Raw genomic sequence first — 16,005 nt, 5'->3', positions numbered from 1 at the left:
ACGCTCCGCCCTATTTCAGATAGTGGCCGTAGGCCCTGTCATCTATGGTGGTGGTGAACAGATCCACATCCAGACAGCTGGGTTCCACCCCGGATGCGGTCAGGCCGTTGAGCTGCAGGCGGCCGGTCAGATAGTCGGAAGGCATCCGCAGCGGATAGGCGCACTGCAACAGCTTCTTGGCCCCGGTCAGGCTCAGCACATACCCTGCGGTAGAGAGCACACCTCGTTTGGAGGTGCGGCTGGGGGTCAGGTATCTGGCGAGTCGATAACCACCCGGCAGGGATGACAGGAACGGCCAGCGTTTGGCTTTACCATGGTGCAGGAAGACGATTTCCGATTTGCAGGAGTGCACTATGGCCTCGATGATGGCCTTGCTGTGCATGTGCAGGTAGATGTCATCCTCCAGCACCACGCAGCGCTCAATGCCCTCGGCGACGATGCGTTCATAAAGCCGGATATGGCTCATGGCACAACCTATCTCGCCAAAGCTCAGCGCATGGCCGCACACCTCCTTGGCCAGTTCAAAATCCACCTTGGCCAGTTCGGCACTGCTCAACGCCTTCCCGTCGGTTGCATCTACAAACTCGAAATCTATGCCCAAATGCGCCATCTGCTGGACAACCATCGCCCGTCGCTCAACGCTGCGAGCCAAACTGATGACAAAAACTGGAATCATGACGTACGGGTATCCTTTTTCAACTCATGGGCAAACCAGATGAAAACCAGGCTGAGCGTGTACAGATAGAGCACACCTTGATGCTCAAACGGCACATCACTCAATGAATTAACGGAAAACGCCAGCGGCACCAGCACCCCGGCGGAAATCTTGCTGATGTTGGTCGCGGCAAGGTAGAGAGGCCAACCCAGAAAAACCAGCAGCGCGACAAAGCCGATGCCGCCCCGGATCACCAGGTTCTGCATGTACTGGTTATGGGAATGGGCCAGCGACGGATGCAAAATCAGTTGGGAAATCTGATGATTGTTGACCTGCGTTTGCTTCAGCGCATCAAACCCATCGGTACCCACCCCGACGACCGGCGAATCCAGAAAGCCCAACCAGGCACTCTGCCAGGCAATCACCCGCAGGCCCCAGGATGACTCATAAGAGCCGTTCTCTGCCGATTGAAGATCCGACACTGCTTCGGCAACCCGCTCCTGTACCAATTGATTGGCCTGATAGATGGCACCTGTCGTGGCCATGCAGAGCACGGCGACGGCAATGTATTTCCAGGGTTTGAAGTAGGCCTTGTAGCAGATGACGTAGGCGAGGATGATCCCGAAGGCGAGCCAGACCCCCCGACTCTGGGAGAGATACAGCGCAAACAGGGATGCGAGCAGGCCAACCAGAGCCCCCCCTCTCAGCCAGGCGGCCAGTTGCCCCTGCTGAAAGACAAACCAGTTGAGAATCGCCAGAGCAAGTGCCGCCTGCGAGAAGAGAATGGCATTGGTGAACCCCTCCACCCTGACGATACCGTGATGGTACTGCCAGAAGCTGAGGATCCCGAGCCCGACGCCACCCAGCACGATGGCCAGGTACCCCAGCATCAGCAGCACGGGTTTGCGCGGCATCATCAGCGCGAAGACAGCGACATAAAACAGCCCTCGCATCACCCCGTACTGATCGCCATGGATCAACCGGTTCACGAAGATCATGACGGCGTACACCAGCAGGCCCCAGAGAATCCGTCGATCCCTGAGCCCAACATCCCGCTGCTTGCCGACAAAGTAGTTCAACAGACCGAAGATCCCGGTCACCGCCAGCAGGTTGGACTGCATGCTCTGGCCGGCTGGCACCAGAAACAGGCCGCAAAAGGCAAAGATGATGGTCAGTCCGAACAGGGCTGTCGTCACCTTATCGAGCAAAACAAGGCTTCTGCTGAGCATCAATCACGATTTCCTGAAGACATAGTTACCCCGGATCTTGCGCCACAGGCCAAACACATCGGTACGCGGGAAGATGGCGATGCGGCGGATCCGGAAGGGGTCCTGGTGCATGGCTCTTGGCCCACTGTTGGTGGCCACGGCAAAACGGTAACCCGCCGCCATCGCCTGCACCTTGGCACTCTCATCCATATCCCCATAAGGGTAGGCGAACGACAGCAAAGGGTAGCCAAGCAGAGTCTCGAGTTGCCGCTTGTTCTCTTGTATTTCATGGGCTTGCTGCTCGGGAGCCAGTGCACTCAACCTGGGATGGGTCAGGGTATGGCCGCCGATCTCCACATGGCCGGAGGCCACCAGCGCCTTGAGCTGCTCGCCATTCATCAGATCCACCCGGGTGTCCGGGTTGCTCGCCTGCTCCACGTCCCAGCGGTTATACCCTTCCCCCGTGACCACGTATACCACGGCTTTGTAACCATATTTTTCCAGCAGCGGCAGCATGCGGGTCAGGTTGTCCTGATAGCCATCGTCAGCCGTGATCATCAGGTATCTCTTGCCGTATTGCAGACGATGGATGAAGCCCTTGTCCGCCAGGTCGCGAAAGGTCAGGGTCTCATAACCCAGCCACTTCATCAGGCGCAGGTGCTTCTCGAACATGGCGATCGGCATCCAGGTACCGTGCACCCCCTTCTCGCTCTCGTGCTCGATGAAGCGGTGGTACATGATGACCGGCATCTCGCGGCGCAGGGTTTCGACCACCGCATCCTGATAGATGGACTCCAGGCCGGAGACGACTCCCGCCAAGCCATACTCGGCCTGAATGCGCTGACGGATAACGTCGGAGACGCTGCCGCTGGCGAGCGCAGGGGCAATGCGGGCTTTGAGGGCGACAAAATCGATCGCCAGATCCTTGGGGCCTATGTCGCCGAAGTTGCTGGCCAGCGCCTCATCCAGATTCTGCCCAGTCACCAGGCCGATGGCCTTGGCCTCGCCGATGGCAAACGCCGGGCGACCGCACAACAGAGCCTCCATCGCTACCCGACCGGCACCGATCACCAGATCGCATTGCGCCATCAGGGCAGGGACATCCTCCACGTAACCGACGAAATCGACCCGGTCACGAAAACGCACGAAGCGCTCGGGCAGCTGGCTGCCGCTCACCACCTTCACCTGGCAGGCATCCAGATCCAGCACTTCATCCAGCAACCGGTAGCAGAGCTCCCCCTTGGGGCCGCTCAGCCGGCCTATGATGGCGATCACCGGCTTGGCGTTGTCCGGAGCCGGCACGGGCTGGAACTTGTCGGTTTCGATGCCGTTGCGCAACACCTGTACGATGGCCGGATCCACCCCCAGATTGTCGATGATCTGGCTGGCGATATCTTCGCACACCGCCACCGCCCGAAAACCGAGGGCATGAAAGGCCTTGCGCGAGGCATGCACCGGCTGGCGCCCGTGTACCGTGGTGATCATGGGGGTGCCGGTCAGCTTGCAGGCCACATAGCTGCTCCAGCCGGAGGCACGCGAGTGGGCATGCACCAACTGGATATGATGCTTCTTGATGAGGTAGACGAGGTAAAACACGTGCCAGAAGCGGCGCAGTATGCTGCGCTTGTTGAATCGCAGCTTGAATACCTGGCCCAGCGTGGGCTTGGTCAGGGTGTCCGATACGTAGAAAACCTGGTGGCCACGCCGGGTCAATTCGTTACCGACCGTGGTGGCATAGACCTCAGCTCCCGTCACTTCGAGCTGGGAGAGTGCCATCAATATATTCATGGGAGGGTATCCGAACGACGGGTGGCCAGCAGCCACCCGTCAGAGGGGGATCAAGCCCGGTTCAACCAGGCCATGTAGTCGGCCACGCCTTCGGCCACGGTCTTGAACTCGGCGTCATAGCCGACACCGCGCAGCTTGGTCATGTCCGCCTGGGTGAAGCTCTGATAGCGACCCTTGAGGTGATCCGGGAAGGGAATGTACTCGACGGCGCCCTTCTGGTGATGCTTGATCACCGCCTCGGCCACGTTCTGGAACGGCTCGGCACGACCGGTGCCGCAGTTGAAGATGCCGGAGTGTTGCGGATTCTGCCAGAACCAGAGGTTCACCTTGCAGACGTCATCCACATAGATGAAGTCGCGCATCTGACCGCCGTTGGGGAAACCGTCGCAGCCTTCGAACAGCTTGGGATTCTCGCCCTTCTTCACCTGGGTGTTGAGGTGGAAGGCAACCGAGGCCATGGAACCCTTGTGCTGCTCGCGCGGGCCATAGACGTTGAAGTACTTGAGACCGACTACCTGAGAGTTGATCTCCGGCATCCAGCGGCGCACATACTGGTCGAACAGCTGCTTGGAGTAGCCGTAGACGTTGAGCGGCTGCTCGAACTTGGGATCTTCGATGAAGTTGTCGTTGCGCCCACCGTAGGTCGCGGCGGAAGAGGCGTAGATGAACGGAATTTCCCGTTCGATGCAGTAGTGGAACAGATCCTTGGAGTACTCGTAGTTGACCTCCATGATGAACTTGCCGTTCCACTCGGTGGTGGCGGAGCAGGCACCTTCGTGGAAGATCACCTCGATGCCGTCCCACTCTTCAAACTCGTCACCGGAGACGATCCGCGCCTGGAACTCATCCTTATCCATGTAATCGGCAATGGTCAGATCGACCAGATTGACGAACTTGGTGCCGTCGGTCAGATCATCGATGACCACGATGTCGGTCCGTCCTTGAGCGTTCAGCTGCTTGACCAGATTGCTGCCGATAAAGCCAGCACCGCCAGTTACTACGATCATGGAGTTTGCCTCGCGTACGTTGATGGTCACATGTGACTGCCTGTTAAAGCTGTGTATAGTGAGCCAATTTAAAATTGCCGAAAAGTTTATCACGGGCCGCAGGGGGATTCGACCTTGACGAGATCGCCCCCGGGACCCGGCAGAGGGAGCAGCGATGAAAACCAGAGACAGGATCATTCACAGCGCCACCGAGCTGTTCAACGACCAGGGTGAGCGCAACATCACCACCAACCACATTGCCGCCCACCTCGGCATCAGCCCAGGCAACCTCTATTACCACTTCCGCAATAAAGAAGACATCATCCACTCCATCTTCGACCAGTACGCCCGTCACCTGAGCGAGAGTTTCACGCCGGCCCGCAGCGACGAGATCAAGCTGGAAAACCTGATGGGCTATCTGGATGCCATCTTCTATCTGATGTGGCAGTTCCGCTTTTTCTACGCCAACCTGCCGGACATTCTCAGTCGCGACGAGCCGCTGCAGCAGAAGTACCTCAAGGCCCAGGAGCAGTTGCGCGCCGCCGTAGTGGCCCTGCTCAGAAGCCTGCGCGAGGGCGGCATCATAGACGTCAGCGACGAGGATCTGCCGGATCTGGGCCAGACCATCAAGATGGTGGTGACCTGCTGGATCCCGTTCCAGATCGCCCAGGCTCCCAGTACCCGCATCACCAAGCCGCTGCTCTATCAGGGCGTCTTGCGGGTGCTGTTTCTGCTGCGCCCCTATGTGCAGCCGCAGGTGGCCGAACAGATCCGCCAGCTGGAGCAGCATTACCGTCAACTGGCCCAACCAGCTGGGTGAGATCTGTTTCACATTTGTTGAACATCAGCACAATAATTTGAATTCGCCGCAACAGATTGCAGTAAAATGTCGTCCTCTGTTGATACGCAGCTGAAATAGCCAATGAGGATCGAGGATGTCTAACGGATTCTATCGTCACCTGACCGAGCAGCTTGAGCAGGTACAGGCTGAAGGATTGTACAAGCAGGAACGCGTCATCACCTCGGCCCAGCAGGCCCGGATTGCGGTGGGCGGCGAGCAGGTGCTGAACTTCTGTGCTAATAACTATCTGGGGCTGGCCAACCACCCCGATCTGATCGAAGCGGCCCACCAGGGGCTGGACAGCCACGGCTTCGGCATGGCCTCGGTCCGTTTCATCTGCGGCACCCAGGATCAGCACAAGGCGCTGGAGCAGAAGCTGTCATCCTTCCTCGGCACCGAAGACACCATCCTCTACTCTTCCTGCTTCGATGCCAACGGCGGTCTGTTCGAGACGCTGTTCGGCGCCGAAGACGCCATCATCTCCGATGCCCTCAACCACGCCTCCATCATAGATGGGGTCCGGTTGTGCAAGGCCAAGCGCTATCGCTACGCCAACAATGACATGGCCGAGCTGGAAGCCCAGCTCAAGCAGGCCGATGCCGATGGCGCCCGCTTCAAGCTGATCGCCACCGACGGCGTCTTCTCCATGGATGGCGTCATCGCCGACCTCAAATCCATCTGCGATCTGGCTGACAAGTACGATGCGCTGGTGATGGTGGATGACTCCCATGCCGTTGGCTTCATCGGTGAGAACGGCCGCGGCACCCACGAATATTGTGGCGTGATGGAGCGGGTCGACATCATCACCGGCACCCTGGGCAAGGCGCTCGGCGGCGCCTCCGGCGGTTACACCTCCGGCAAGAAAGAGGTGATCGACTGGTTGCGTCAGCGCTCCCGCCCCTACCTCTTCTCCAACTCGCTGGCCCCCTCCATCGTCGCGGCCACCATCAAGGTGATCGACATGCTGGCCGACGGCCACGATCTGCGTGCCCGCCTGAAGGAGAACAGCCAGTACTTCCGCGAGCGGATGAGCGCCGCCGGTTTTACCCTGGCCGGCGCCGATCACGCCATCATCCCGGTGATGCTCGGAGACGCCAAGCTGGCAGCCGAGATGGCGAGCCGCATGCTGGCCGCCGGCATCTATGTGGTGGGCTTCTCCTTCCCGGTCGTGCCCAAGGGCCAGGCCCGCATCCGCACCCAGATGTCCGCCGCCCATACCCGCGAACAGCTGGATCAGGCCATCGATGCCTTCATTCGCATCGGCCGCGAACTCGGCATCATCTGATTTGAATCAAGGGGCCCGGCGCCCCTTTTTTCTGCGTTCATCGTGAAGGAACAACCATGAAAGCACTCTCCAAACTGCACAAAGAAGTCGGCATCTGGATGACGGACGTACCGGCCCCAGAACTCGGCCACAACGACCTGCTCATCAAGATCCGCAAGACTGCCATCTGTGGCACCGATATCCACATCTACAACTGGGACGAATGGTCACAGAAGACCATCCCGGTGCCCATGGTGGTCGGCCACGAATACGTCGGTGAAGTGGTCGCCGTGGGCCAGGAAGTGCGCGGCTTCGCGGTCGGTGACCGGGTCTCCGGCGAAGGCCACATCACCTGCGGCCACTGCCGCAACTGCCGTGCCGGCCGCACCCACCTGTGCCGCAACACCATAGGCGTCGGTGTCAACCGCCCCGGCGCTTTTGCCGAGTACCTGGTGATCCCGGCCTTCAACGCCTTCAAGCTGCCGGACAACATCCCGGATGAGCTGGCCGCCATCTTCGATCCATTCGGCAACGCGGTGCACACCGCCCTCTCCTTCGACCTAGTGGGTGAAGACGTGCTGATCACCGGTGCCGGCCCCATCGGCATCATGGCAGCCGCCGTCTGCCGCCATGTGGGTGCCCGTCACGTGGTGATCACCGACGTCAACGAGTACCGGCTCGAGCTGGCCCGCAAGATGGGCGCCACCCGCGCCGTCAACGTGGCCAAGGAGCAGCTCTCCGACGTGATGAGCGAGCTCGGCATGACCGAGGGGTTCGACGTGGGGCTGGAGATGTCCGGCGTCCCCTCCGCCTTCCAGGACATGATCGACAAGATGAACCACGGCGGCAAAATCGCCATGCTCGGCATTCCCCCCGCCACCATGGCCATCGATTGGGGCAAGGTGATCTTCAAGGGACTGTTCATCAAGGGGATTTACGGCCGCGAGATGTTCGAGACCTGGTACAAGATGGCGAGCCTGATCCAATCCGGGCTCGATCTCTCCCCTATCATCACCCACCGCTTCCACATCGACGACTTCCAGCAGGGCTTCGATGCCATGCGCTCCGGCCAGTCCGGCAAGGTGATCCTCAGCTGGGACAAATAAGCCTTTCAGCACATCAACGAGATGAAACCCGGTGAAAACCGGGTTTCTTTTTTGCAGGCCGGCCTCGCCAGTTTGTGATCCGACGAAGAAACTTTGCACGCAGAGTGCTTAACACTTCACACACAAGCGTTTAAATGGCTGTAACTATTCGGTTATAATCCAGTCGTTTTCTAGGGATAATAAAAGCCTGCTGGGAGTACATGAGCGTGTTGAAAAAACTGAGCTATTTGCTGGCGGTCGGGATGACGGCCGCCAGTTTGTCCGGTGCCGTGCTGGCTGCCGATGATATGTCGCCGGAAGCCATTGCCGAGCGCATCAAGCCGGTCGGTCAGGTCTACACCGCCAAGGATCTGGAAGGGATTGCGACCGCAGGCGCAGCCCCTGCGACGGCCGCGTCATCCGGCCCGCGCGACGGTGAAGCCGTGTTCAAGGGCGCCTGCTTCGCCTGTCACGATGCCGGCATCGCCGGCGCGCCCAAGCGCGGCGACAAGGCTGCCTGGGAGCCTCGTATCGCACAAGGCATTGAAACACTTAAGAAACATGCCATTGCTGGCTTCGCAGGCAAGACCGGCGTCATGCCACCCAGAGGGACTTGCGCCACCTGTAGCGATGAAGAGATCGAAAACGCCATTCACTACATGATCGACAAGCTCTAAGTGATTGAAAGGGCCGCATATGCGGCCCTTTCAATCTGATGACTTCCGACTACTCTTTGAAGGGTAGATAAATCGGGAGTCACTCATGTCAGCGCAACCCACAGCACCACATTACTCGACTCCCTTGCTGGCGTTGGTTTCCGCTATTATGGATTTCCCCGCCCCCTCCATCGCCACCGCCAAAGATTACGACACCCTGATCCAGCAGCTGAACCAGCTCTGTCCGTTGCAACATTTCGGCATGCTCGGTCTGTCGGAAGCCGGACTGCACTGGGTGTGTGAATACCAGGTCCCCGACAGCTTCAAACTGCAGCTGGGGCTGGAAGAGTCACGCATCACGGATCAACTGACCCAGTTGGACGAAGCCGAGGGTTGGTGCACCCTGCCGGTCGAACACGGTCAGATCCAGTGGTTGCTGGCCTGCTGCCAGCCCAAGGAGCTGCCGACGCTGCGCCTGTTGCTGGAGTGCCTGGCCAAACGGCTGAACGAGACCCAAGCTGGCTCTCAGCTGTCGGAGCTGGCCTCGCCGCTCATTCGCAAGGATCCGGACTGGCAGAGAAAGATCGAGAGCATCAACCGCATCATCCGGCTGGCCAATACCCTGCCCAGCCAGGCGCTCTTCTCCCAGCTCGAGGCTGTGTTGCGCCAGATGCTCGCCATTCAGGACATGCTGCTGGTACGCATCGACAGCCACCGGCTCGAGAAGATCTACCCGGAACTGCCCCACCACAGCGACGAATTCATCACCGGGCTCTGCCACAGCACCAACAACATTGAGCAGCACAAGGAGCAGCTTTACTGGTACAGCCAGCCGCTGCGTCTCCAGCAGCAGTACTTCGCCCACTTCCTCATCAGCCTGCAACAGCCGCTGGAAACCGACGACCGGCTGTTTCTCGACTTTCTGCGCAGCCAGCTGACCCTGCTGCTGGAGCTGAGACGGATCCGCCAGCAGCTCCACGACATCAACTCGGAAGACTCCATCAACCAGCGGCTGCAGCAGTTGCGCCAGACCAACCTCAGGCTGCAGAAGCAGTTGAAGCAGCACCAGGAGCTGGAACGCCGGCTGCAGTTCGATGCCCTGCACGACCCGCTGACCCAGCTACCCAACCGGGCGCTGTTGATGAACCACCTCAACCACGCCATGACCCACTTTCACCGCTACAAGTCGCCCGGGTTTTCGCTGATCTTCATCGATGTGGACCACTTCAAGCAGGTCAACGACACTCTCGGCCACAGCGCCGGCGACCAGCTGCTCAAGGAGATGAGCCGCCGCCTGCAAACCTGCATCCGGCAAAACGACATGGTGGCCAGGCTGGGGGGGGACGAGTTCGTCATCTATCTGGACAGCAGCAAGACCGAGGAAGATATCAGCCCGGTGCTCAACCGCATCATCAGCCGCCTCTCCTACCCCTTCCGGCTGATGGGCAACGAACTCGGCATCACGGTGAGTCTCGGGGTCGCCAGCGTATCGGAACAGACATCCGACATCAGCCAGCTGTTGCATCAGGCCGATCTGGCCATGTACCAGGCCAAGCGCAACGGCCGCAGCCGCATCGTCAGCTATTCGGAAGAGTGCTCGGCCCAGACTTGGGCCTCACCGGAAGAGATGCTGGCCAGAGCGCTGCGGGCAGGCCGCATCGTGCCCTATTTCCAGCCGGTGATCCGGCTCAAGGACAGCCGCCTGACCGGGCTGGAGGTCATGGCACGCTGGATCACCGAAGAGGGAGTACTCAAGGACGCATTCGACTTCATCCCGCTGGCGGAGCAGTGTGGCCTCATCCAGGAGCTGGATTACCAGATCCTGCGCCACACCTGCCAGCAGTTGAAGGAGTGGCTGCCGCTCTCCGGCCAGAGCAAGTTCAAGGTGGCCATCAACCTGTCCGGCAAGCATCTGGTCAGCCATGAACAGATCATGCAACTGGTCGAGATCATCGAGTCCGAGGGGATCTCCCCCGGCTATCTGATTTTCGAATTCAACGAGCGCGAGTTGTCACGACAGGATTCCGACGCCCTCACCTCCCTACACGAGCTGAGGGCCAAGGGCATCCAGATCAGCCTGGATGACTTCGGTACCGGCTTCTCTTCCCTCAATGCCCTGTTTCATTTCCCGGTGGACTACATCAAGGTGGATGACAGCTTCACCCATCGCATGTTGCAATCTCCCAAGGATCTGGCCCTCATTCGCGCCATGCGCGACATCTGCCAGGATCTGGACTTCACCCTGGTGGTGGAAGGGATAGAGAACCAGCAGCAACTGCAGAAGCTGATCGACCTGGGCTGCCTGATGGGCCAGGGGCGCTACATTTCACCGCCCATGCCGGGCGCCGACATCACGCCCCTGCTGACCCAGAGCAAATAAGCGGAGCGACTCAATCCTTCTTGAACATGGCACGCAGATTGGCCACCGCCATCTGCCCCTTCTGCTGGCGCTCCTCCGCACTCACCTTCTTCTGGTTTTCCCACTCCAGGTCATCCTGCGGGAGTTCCAGCAAGAAGCGACTCGGCTCCGGCCGCACTGACTCGCCAAACTGGCGCCGCTCCTTGCAAAGGGTAAAGGTCAGCTCGGTCTGGGCCCGGGTGATCCCCACATAGGCAAGGCGCCGCTCCTCCTCCACGTTGTCCTCGTCGATGCTGGTCTGGTGCGGCAGCAGACCCTCCTCCATGCCCACCATGTAGACATAGGGAAACTCCAGCCCCTTGGAGGCGTGCAGGGTCATCAGCTGCACCTGATCCGCCTCATCCTCCCCCTCGTTGCGCTCCATCATGTCGCGCAGAGTGAGACGGGTCACGACTTGAGCGAGCGTCATCGACTCTTCCAGTTCGTCCCCCTCCAGCATCTCGCTGATCCAGCGATAGAGGGTGGAGACGTTCTGCATCCGCATCTCGGCCGCCTTGGGGCTGGGGGAGGTCTCGTAGAGCCACTCCTCGTAGTGGATCTCCTTGATCATGTCCCGCACCGCCTCCACCGGATTGCCGCGCAGGGCCTGATCACCGAGCCGCACCAGCCAGTTGGTGAAAGCCTGCAGGGCGGTGAGGCCGCGACCGGAGAGGTGCTGCTCCAGCCCCAGCTCGAAGCTGGCAGCAAACAAACTCTTGCCACGCTGGTTGGCGTATTGGCCCAGTTTTTCGAGCGTGGTGGGGCCGATTTCGCGCCGCGGCAGATTCACCACCCGCAGGAAGGCAGTGTCCTCGTCCGGATTCACCAGCAACTTGAGGTAGGCCATGATGTCCTTGATCTCGGTGCGGGAGAAGAAGGAAGTGCCCCCCGAGATACGGTAGGGAATGCGGTTGGTCATCAGCGCCTTCTCGAAGATGCGCGACTGATGGTTGCCCCGGTAGAGGATGGCGTAATCCTTGAAGCGGGTGCGATTCATGAACTTGTGACCCATCAGCTCGGCGGCGATGCGCTCCGCCTCGTGCTCCTCGTTCTTGGCAAACAGCACCTTGAGCTTCACCCCCTCGTCCAGCTCGGAGAAGAGGGCCTTGTCGTAGACATGGGGGTTGTTGGCGATCAGGATGTTGGCGCACTTGAGGATGCGCCGCTTGGAGCGGTAGTTCTGCTCCAGCTTGATGAGCCGCAGATTGGGGAAATCTTCGTTCAGCAGCACCAGGTTCTGCGGCTTGGCCCCACGCCAGGAGTAGATGGACTGGTCGTCGTCCCCCACCACGGTGAAGCGAGCCCGCTCGCCGACGATCTGCTTCACCAGCTCGTACTGGCTGGTGTTGGTGTCCTGGTATTCATCGACCAGCAGATAGCGGATCTTGTTCTGCCAGCGGGTGCGCACTTCCTCGTTGCTCTTGAGCAACAGGGTCGGCATCACGATGAGATCGTCGAAATCCAGCGCGTTGTAGGCCACCATCTGGCGGTGGTAGCGCTCGTAGAGCTGGGCCATCAGCACCTCTTCAGGCCCGCGGGCGATGCGCATGGCCCGAGCCGGCAGGATGAGGTCGTTCTTCCAGTTTGAGATCCGGCTGATGAGGGCCGAGAGCTTGTCCTTGTCGTTGTCGAGCTCTTCCTCGGTCAGCTCTTTGAGCAGCGCCAGCTGATCGGTGTCGTCGAACAGGGAGAAGTTCGCCTTGAGGTTCAGGCTCTTGTGCTCGCGGCGAATGATCTCGAGTCCCAGGGTATGGAAGGTGGAGACCATCAGCCCCCGCGCCTCCTTGCGACCCAGGGTCTGGCCGACCCGCTCCTTCATCTCCCGCGCCGCCTTGTTGGTAAAGGTGACCGCCGCTATGTTGCGCGCGTTGTAGCCGCACTGCTGCACCAGATAGGCAATCTTGTTGGTGATGACGCGGGTCTTGCCCGATCCGGCACCCGCCAGCACCAGGCAAGGGCCGGAGACATACTTGACCGCTTCGTTCTGATTGGGGTTGAGCTTCATGGGCCGGATCTCTTGGCTTATGATGAGGGGCGGCATTGTAACAGAAATCACCCGGCCAGCCCCATCGAGCAATAGCTCGCCAGATGCCTTGTGTTTAGCGGCGGTTTTCAGGATCATGACCGACTTTTCGAGATGATGACCACTTTTCCAGACAGTGAGGGGAGCATGAACCAGCAACAGCACGACCGGCTGCGCAGCCAGTTTCCGGCCTTGGCGCAGGAGGTCAACGGCCACCCGCTGGTCTATCTGGACAATGCCGCCACCACCCAGAAGCCGAAAGCCGTGCTGGATGCGCTCAATCACTACTATCGGGCCGACAACGCCAACGTGCACCGTGCCGCCCACGCCCTGAGCGGCCGGGCCACCCGGGCCTTCGAAGATGCCCGCGAGACTGTCGTCCGCTTTATCAATGCCCCTCGCAGCCACGAGGTGATCTGGACCCGCGGCACCACGGAGGCGATCAACCTGGTGGCCCATAGCTGGGGAATGAGCGAGCTCAAAGCGGGGGATGAAATCATCCTCAGCACCCTGGAGCACCACGCCAACATCGTCCCCTGGCAGCTGGTCGCCCAACGCACCGGTGCGGTGATCCGGGTCATCCCCCTCGATGAGCGGGGTGATCTCGATCTGGCGGCCTATCGCGCCATGCTGGGACCACGTACCCGACTGGTGAGTGTGGCTCACGTCTCCAATGCCCTCGGCACCGTCAATCCGGTCAAAGAGATAGTGGCGGCTGCCAAGGCGGCCGGTGCCCTGACCCTGATCGACGGCGCCCAGGCAGTGGCTCATCTCGAGGTAGATGTGCAGGCCATCGGCTGCGACTTCTACGCCTTCTCCGGCCACAAGCTCTACGGCCCGACCGGTATCGGCGTGCTGTGGGGCCGCACCGAACTGCTGGAGCGGATGCCGCCCTGGCAGGCCGGCGGCGAGATGATCGACAGGGTCAGCTTCAGCAGCACTACCTTCAATACCCTGCCCTTCAAGTTCGAGGCAGGCACTCCCCATATCGCCGGCGCCATCGGCCTTGCCGCCGCCATCGACTTTGTGATGGAGCAAGACCGGGGGGGGCTGGCCAGTCATGAAGCGGCGCTGAGCGACTATCTGGTTGCCGGACTGCAACAGGTGCCGGGGCTGCGTCTGGTCGGCGAACCCGGTCAGCGCGCCGGTGCGGTCTCCTTCCTTCTAAGGGATATCCACCCGCAGGATGCCGCCACCCTGCTCGATATGCAGGGGATCGCCCTGCGGGTCGGCCATCACTGCGCCATGCCGCTGATGGAATCGCTCGGTATTGGCGGCACTATGCGAGCCTCGCTGGCCTGCTACAACAACCGGGACGATGTGGACGCCCTGCTGGCCGCCCTGCACAAACTCAGTGACTTCTTCTAAGGCAGACAATCCGATGAACAACCTCGCAACCTATACCCGGATCGGCCTTGAGCCCGACGCCGATACCATCCGCCAGCAGTTTGCGGCGGCGAGCGGCTGGGAGAACCAGTACCGCCTCATCATCCAGCTCGGCAAGCTGCTACCCACCTTGCCCGCAGAGTGGCAACAGGAAGAGCACCGCCTGAAAGGGTGCGAAAGCCAGGCCTGGCTAAAGGGAGAAAAAAGTGAGGACGGCAACTGGCACTTTGCCTGCGACTCCGATGCCCGCATCGTGCGTGGCCTCATCGTCATCGTGCTGGCGGCGCTCAATCATCAGAGTGCCAACGCTATCCAGGCTTTTGATATGGATGCCTATTTCAGTGAATTGGGGCTCGAGAAACACCTGAGCCCGTCGCGGGGCAACGGGCTCAGGGCAATCGTGTTGGCGATCCGGGAACAGGCAGTCTAACCCGCCTTGTTCAGTGGTCCATCAGGCTTCGCCAATCGACCCTGTGTCTTCATTCCCGGCCTCTTTCTCGGCACGGGCTCCCCGTTCGGCAATCTTCTTCAATACCCGGGAGGCGGCGACCAAGCCAAAGGTGGCCGTCACCGGCGTCACGGCGCCAAAGCCAGAGGCGCAATCCATCTTCATATTGCCATCGCTGGCCGCCTTGGCCTGACAGGTGCCGCCATTACCATCCGGGTAGCTCAACTGCTCGGTTGAGAAGACACACTCCACCCCGAACTTGCGCACCGGATTCTTGCTGAAGTTGTGTAGCCGGCGCAGGTCAGAGCGCACCTTGGCGGCCAGCGGATCCTGAATGGTCTTGGCCAGATCGGCCACGGTGATCCGGGTGGGGTCCATCTGCCCACCGGCGCCGCCCGCCACAATCACCGGGATCTTGTTGCGCTTGCAGAAGGCAATCAGCGCCACCTTGGCCTTGACCGAGTCGATGGCATCCACCACATAGTCAAACTCCCGCTTGATATGCTCGGCCAAGTTGTCGGCGGTAACGAAGTCATCCACCTCGATCACCTCGCAATCCGGGTTGATGGCACGGATGCGCTCGGCCATCACCTCCGTCTTGAGGCGACCAACCGTGCCCTGCATGGCATGGATCTGGCGGTTGGTGTTGGTGATGCAGATGTCGTCCATGTCGATCAGGGTGATCTGGTTGATGCCGGCACGGGCCAGCGCCTCTGCCGCCCAGGAGCCGACGCCGCCGATCCCGACCACGCAGACTCTCGCCTGGCTGAAGGAGCCAAGTGCACTCTGACCATAAAGACGGGCAATGCCCCCGAATCGCTGTAGATACTCTGCTTTCATACCACCACCTTGCTTGAGGGCGGCCATTATAGCGACAACCATGGGCGGCGGCGAATTTCAGATAACCATGAAACGGGATGGAGCAACGAAATCGGGCTAACCGAGATGAGATAGAGAGATCGTAGAGACGAAAAAAAGCCCAGTCTTTCGACTGGGCTTCTTAAATAGTGGCGGAGCGGACGGGACTCGAACCCGCGACCCCCGGCGTGACAGGCCGGTATTCTAACCGACTGAACTACCGCTCCGCATTCGGTTAGCTTTCGCTAAATCTTTTGCTGCTTCTTTATGAGGTGTCATCCTCGCAGCCGGTCATGTCTTTCACATCACCGTTTAATTGGGTGCCTGGCAGTGTCCTACTCTCGCATGGCGAATGCCACACTACCATCGGCGCTACAGCGTTTCACTTCTGAGTTCGGCATGGGGTCAG

General features: G+C 60.1%; 13 protein-coding genes and 1 tRNA gene. 7 read left to right on the top strand and 7 right to left on the bottom strand.

The window, feature by feature from the left end:
- Positions 1-10: 10 nt before the first annotated feature.
- Genes AB5Y95_RS16860 through rfaD form a run of 4 tightly spaced genes read right to left on the bottom strand, consistent with a single transcriptional unit; the run spans position 11 to position 4,658 of the window.
- Entirely contained in the window at positions 11-676 is a 666-nt protein-coding gene (locus AB5Y95_RS16860) for a glycosyltransferase family 25 protein (protein WP_005306929.1), read from the bottom strand.
- Positions 673-1,887, bottom strand: coding sequence for an O-antigen ligase family protein (locus AB5Y95_RS16855; protein ID WP_368161632.1), 1,215 nt, complete (start codon positions 1,885-1,887; stop codon positions 673-675). The genes AB5Y95_RS16860 and AB5Y95_RS16855 overlap by 4 nt, the downstream gene beginning before the upstream one ends.
- Positions 1,888-3,651: a polysaccharide deacetylase family protein gene (locus AB5Y95_RS16850; protein ID WP_201970963.1), complete on the bottom strand. Its 1,764-nt coding sequence runs from the start codon at positions 3,649-3,651 to the stop codon at positions 1,888-1,890.
- Positions 3,652-3,701: 50 nt separating this feature from the next.
- Positions 3,702-4,658 (bottom strand): ADP-glyceromanno-heptose 6-epimerase, encoded by a 957-nt coding sequence (rfaD, locus tag AB5Y95_RS16845; RefSeq protein WP_005306938.1) that lies wholly within the window; start codon positions 4,656-4,658, stop codon positions 3,702-3,704.
- A 154-nt stretch (positions 4,659-4,812) separates the two neighbouring features.
- On the opposite strand from rfaD, the gene AB5Y95_RS16840 reads away from it, so the two are divergent.
- The 5 genes from AB5Y95_RS16840 (at position 4,813) to AB5Y95_RS16820 (ending at position 10,863) form a co-directional block, all read left to right on the top strand.
- A complete protein-coding gene (locus tag AB5Y95_RS16840; protein ID WP_005306940.1) occupies positions 4,813-5,457 on the top strand; it encodes a TetR/AcrR family transcriptional regulator in 645 nt (214 codons plus the stop codon).
- Between the two features lie 115 nt (positions 5,458-5,572).
- The gene (locus AB5Y95_RS16835; protein ID WP_201970962.1) at positions 5,573-6,763 is read left to right on the top strand and encodes a glycine C-acetyltransferase; all 1,191 of its coding nucleotides are present in this window, start codon (positions 5,573-5,575) and stop codon (positions 6,761-6,763) included.
- A gap of 56 nt (positions 6,764-6,819) precedes the next feature.
- Positions 6,820-7,848 (top strand): L-threonine 3-dehydrogenase, encoded by a 1,029-nt coding sequence (gene tdh / locus AB5Y95_RS16830; protein ID WP_005306946.1) that lies wholly within the window; start codon positions 6,820-6,822, stop codon positions 7,846-7,848.
- 200 nt (positions 7,849-8,048) lie between these two features.
- A complete protein-coding gene (locus AB5Y95_RS16825; RefSeq protein ID WP_172442845.1) occupies positions 8,049-8,504 on the top strand; it encodes a cytochrome c5 family protein in 456 nt (151 codons plus the stop codon).
- A gap of 85 nt (positions 8,505-8,589) precedes the next feature.
- Positions 8,590-10,863: a bifunctional diguanylate cyclase/phosphodiesterase gene (locus AB5Y95_RS16820; RefSeq protein ID WP_201970961.1), complete on the top strand. Its 2,274-nt coding sequence runs from the start codon at positions 8,590-8,592 to the stop codon at positions 10,861-10,863.
- A 10-nt stretch (positions 10,864-10,873) separates the two neighbouring features.
- Here AB5Y95_RS16820 and rep read toward each other — a convergent pair whose 3' ends face one another.
- The gene (gene rep / locus AB5Y95_RS16815) at positions 10,874-12,886 is read right to left on the bottom strand and encodes a DNA helicase Rep (protein ID WP_368161631.1); all 2,013 of its coding nucleotides are present in this window, start codon (positions 12,884-12,886) and stop codon (positions 10,874-10,876) included.
- 165 nt (positions 12,887-13,051) lie between these two features.
- On the opposite strand from rep, the gene AB5Y95_RS16810 reads away from it, so the two are divergent.
- Together AB5Y95_RS16810 and AB5Y95_RS16805 are read left to right on the top strand one after the other, a co-directional pair.
- Positions 13,052-14,272: a SufS family cysteine desulfurase gene (locus AB5Y95_RS16810; RefSeq protein WP_368161630.1), complete on the top strand. Its 1,221-nt coding sequence runs from the start codon at positions 13,052-13,054 to the stop codon at positions 14,270-14,272.
- Between the two features lie 13 nt (positions 14,273-14,285).
- Positions 14,286-14,720 (top strand): SufE family protein, encoded by a 435-nt coding sequence (locus AB5Y95_RS16805; RefSeq protein WP_368161629.1) that lies wholly within the window; start codon positions 14,286-14,288, stop codon positions 14,718-14,720.
- A gap of 21 nt (positions 14,721-14,741) precedes the next feature.
- Here the strand turns inward: AB5Y95_RS16805 and tcdA are convergent, their stop codons facing one another.
- Both tcdA and AB5Y95_RS16795 read right to left on the bottom strand, forming a co-directional pair.
- Complete coding sequence (gene tcdA / locus AB5Y95_RS16800; protein WP_017786995.1) at positions 14,742-15,578, bottom strand: tRNA cyclic N6-threonylcarbamoyladenosine(37) synthase TcdA; 837 nt, start codon at positions 15,576-15,578, stop codon at positions 14,742-14,744.
- Between the two features lie 168 nt (positions 15,579-15,746).
- Positions 15,747-15,823, bottom strand: a tRNA-Asp gene (locus tag AB5Y95_RS16795).
- Positions 15,824-16,005: the final 182 nt, after the last annotated feature.

Source organism: Aeromonas sp. R5-3, assembly GCF_040908225.1.
Taxonomy (GTDB): domain Bacteria; phylum Pseudomonadota; class Gammaproteobacteria; order Enterobacterales; family Aeromonadaceae; genus Aeromonas; species Aeromonas dhakensis.
This window is presented reverse-complemented; position numbering and strand designations above follow the sequence as displayed.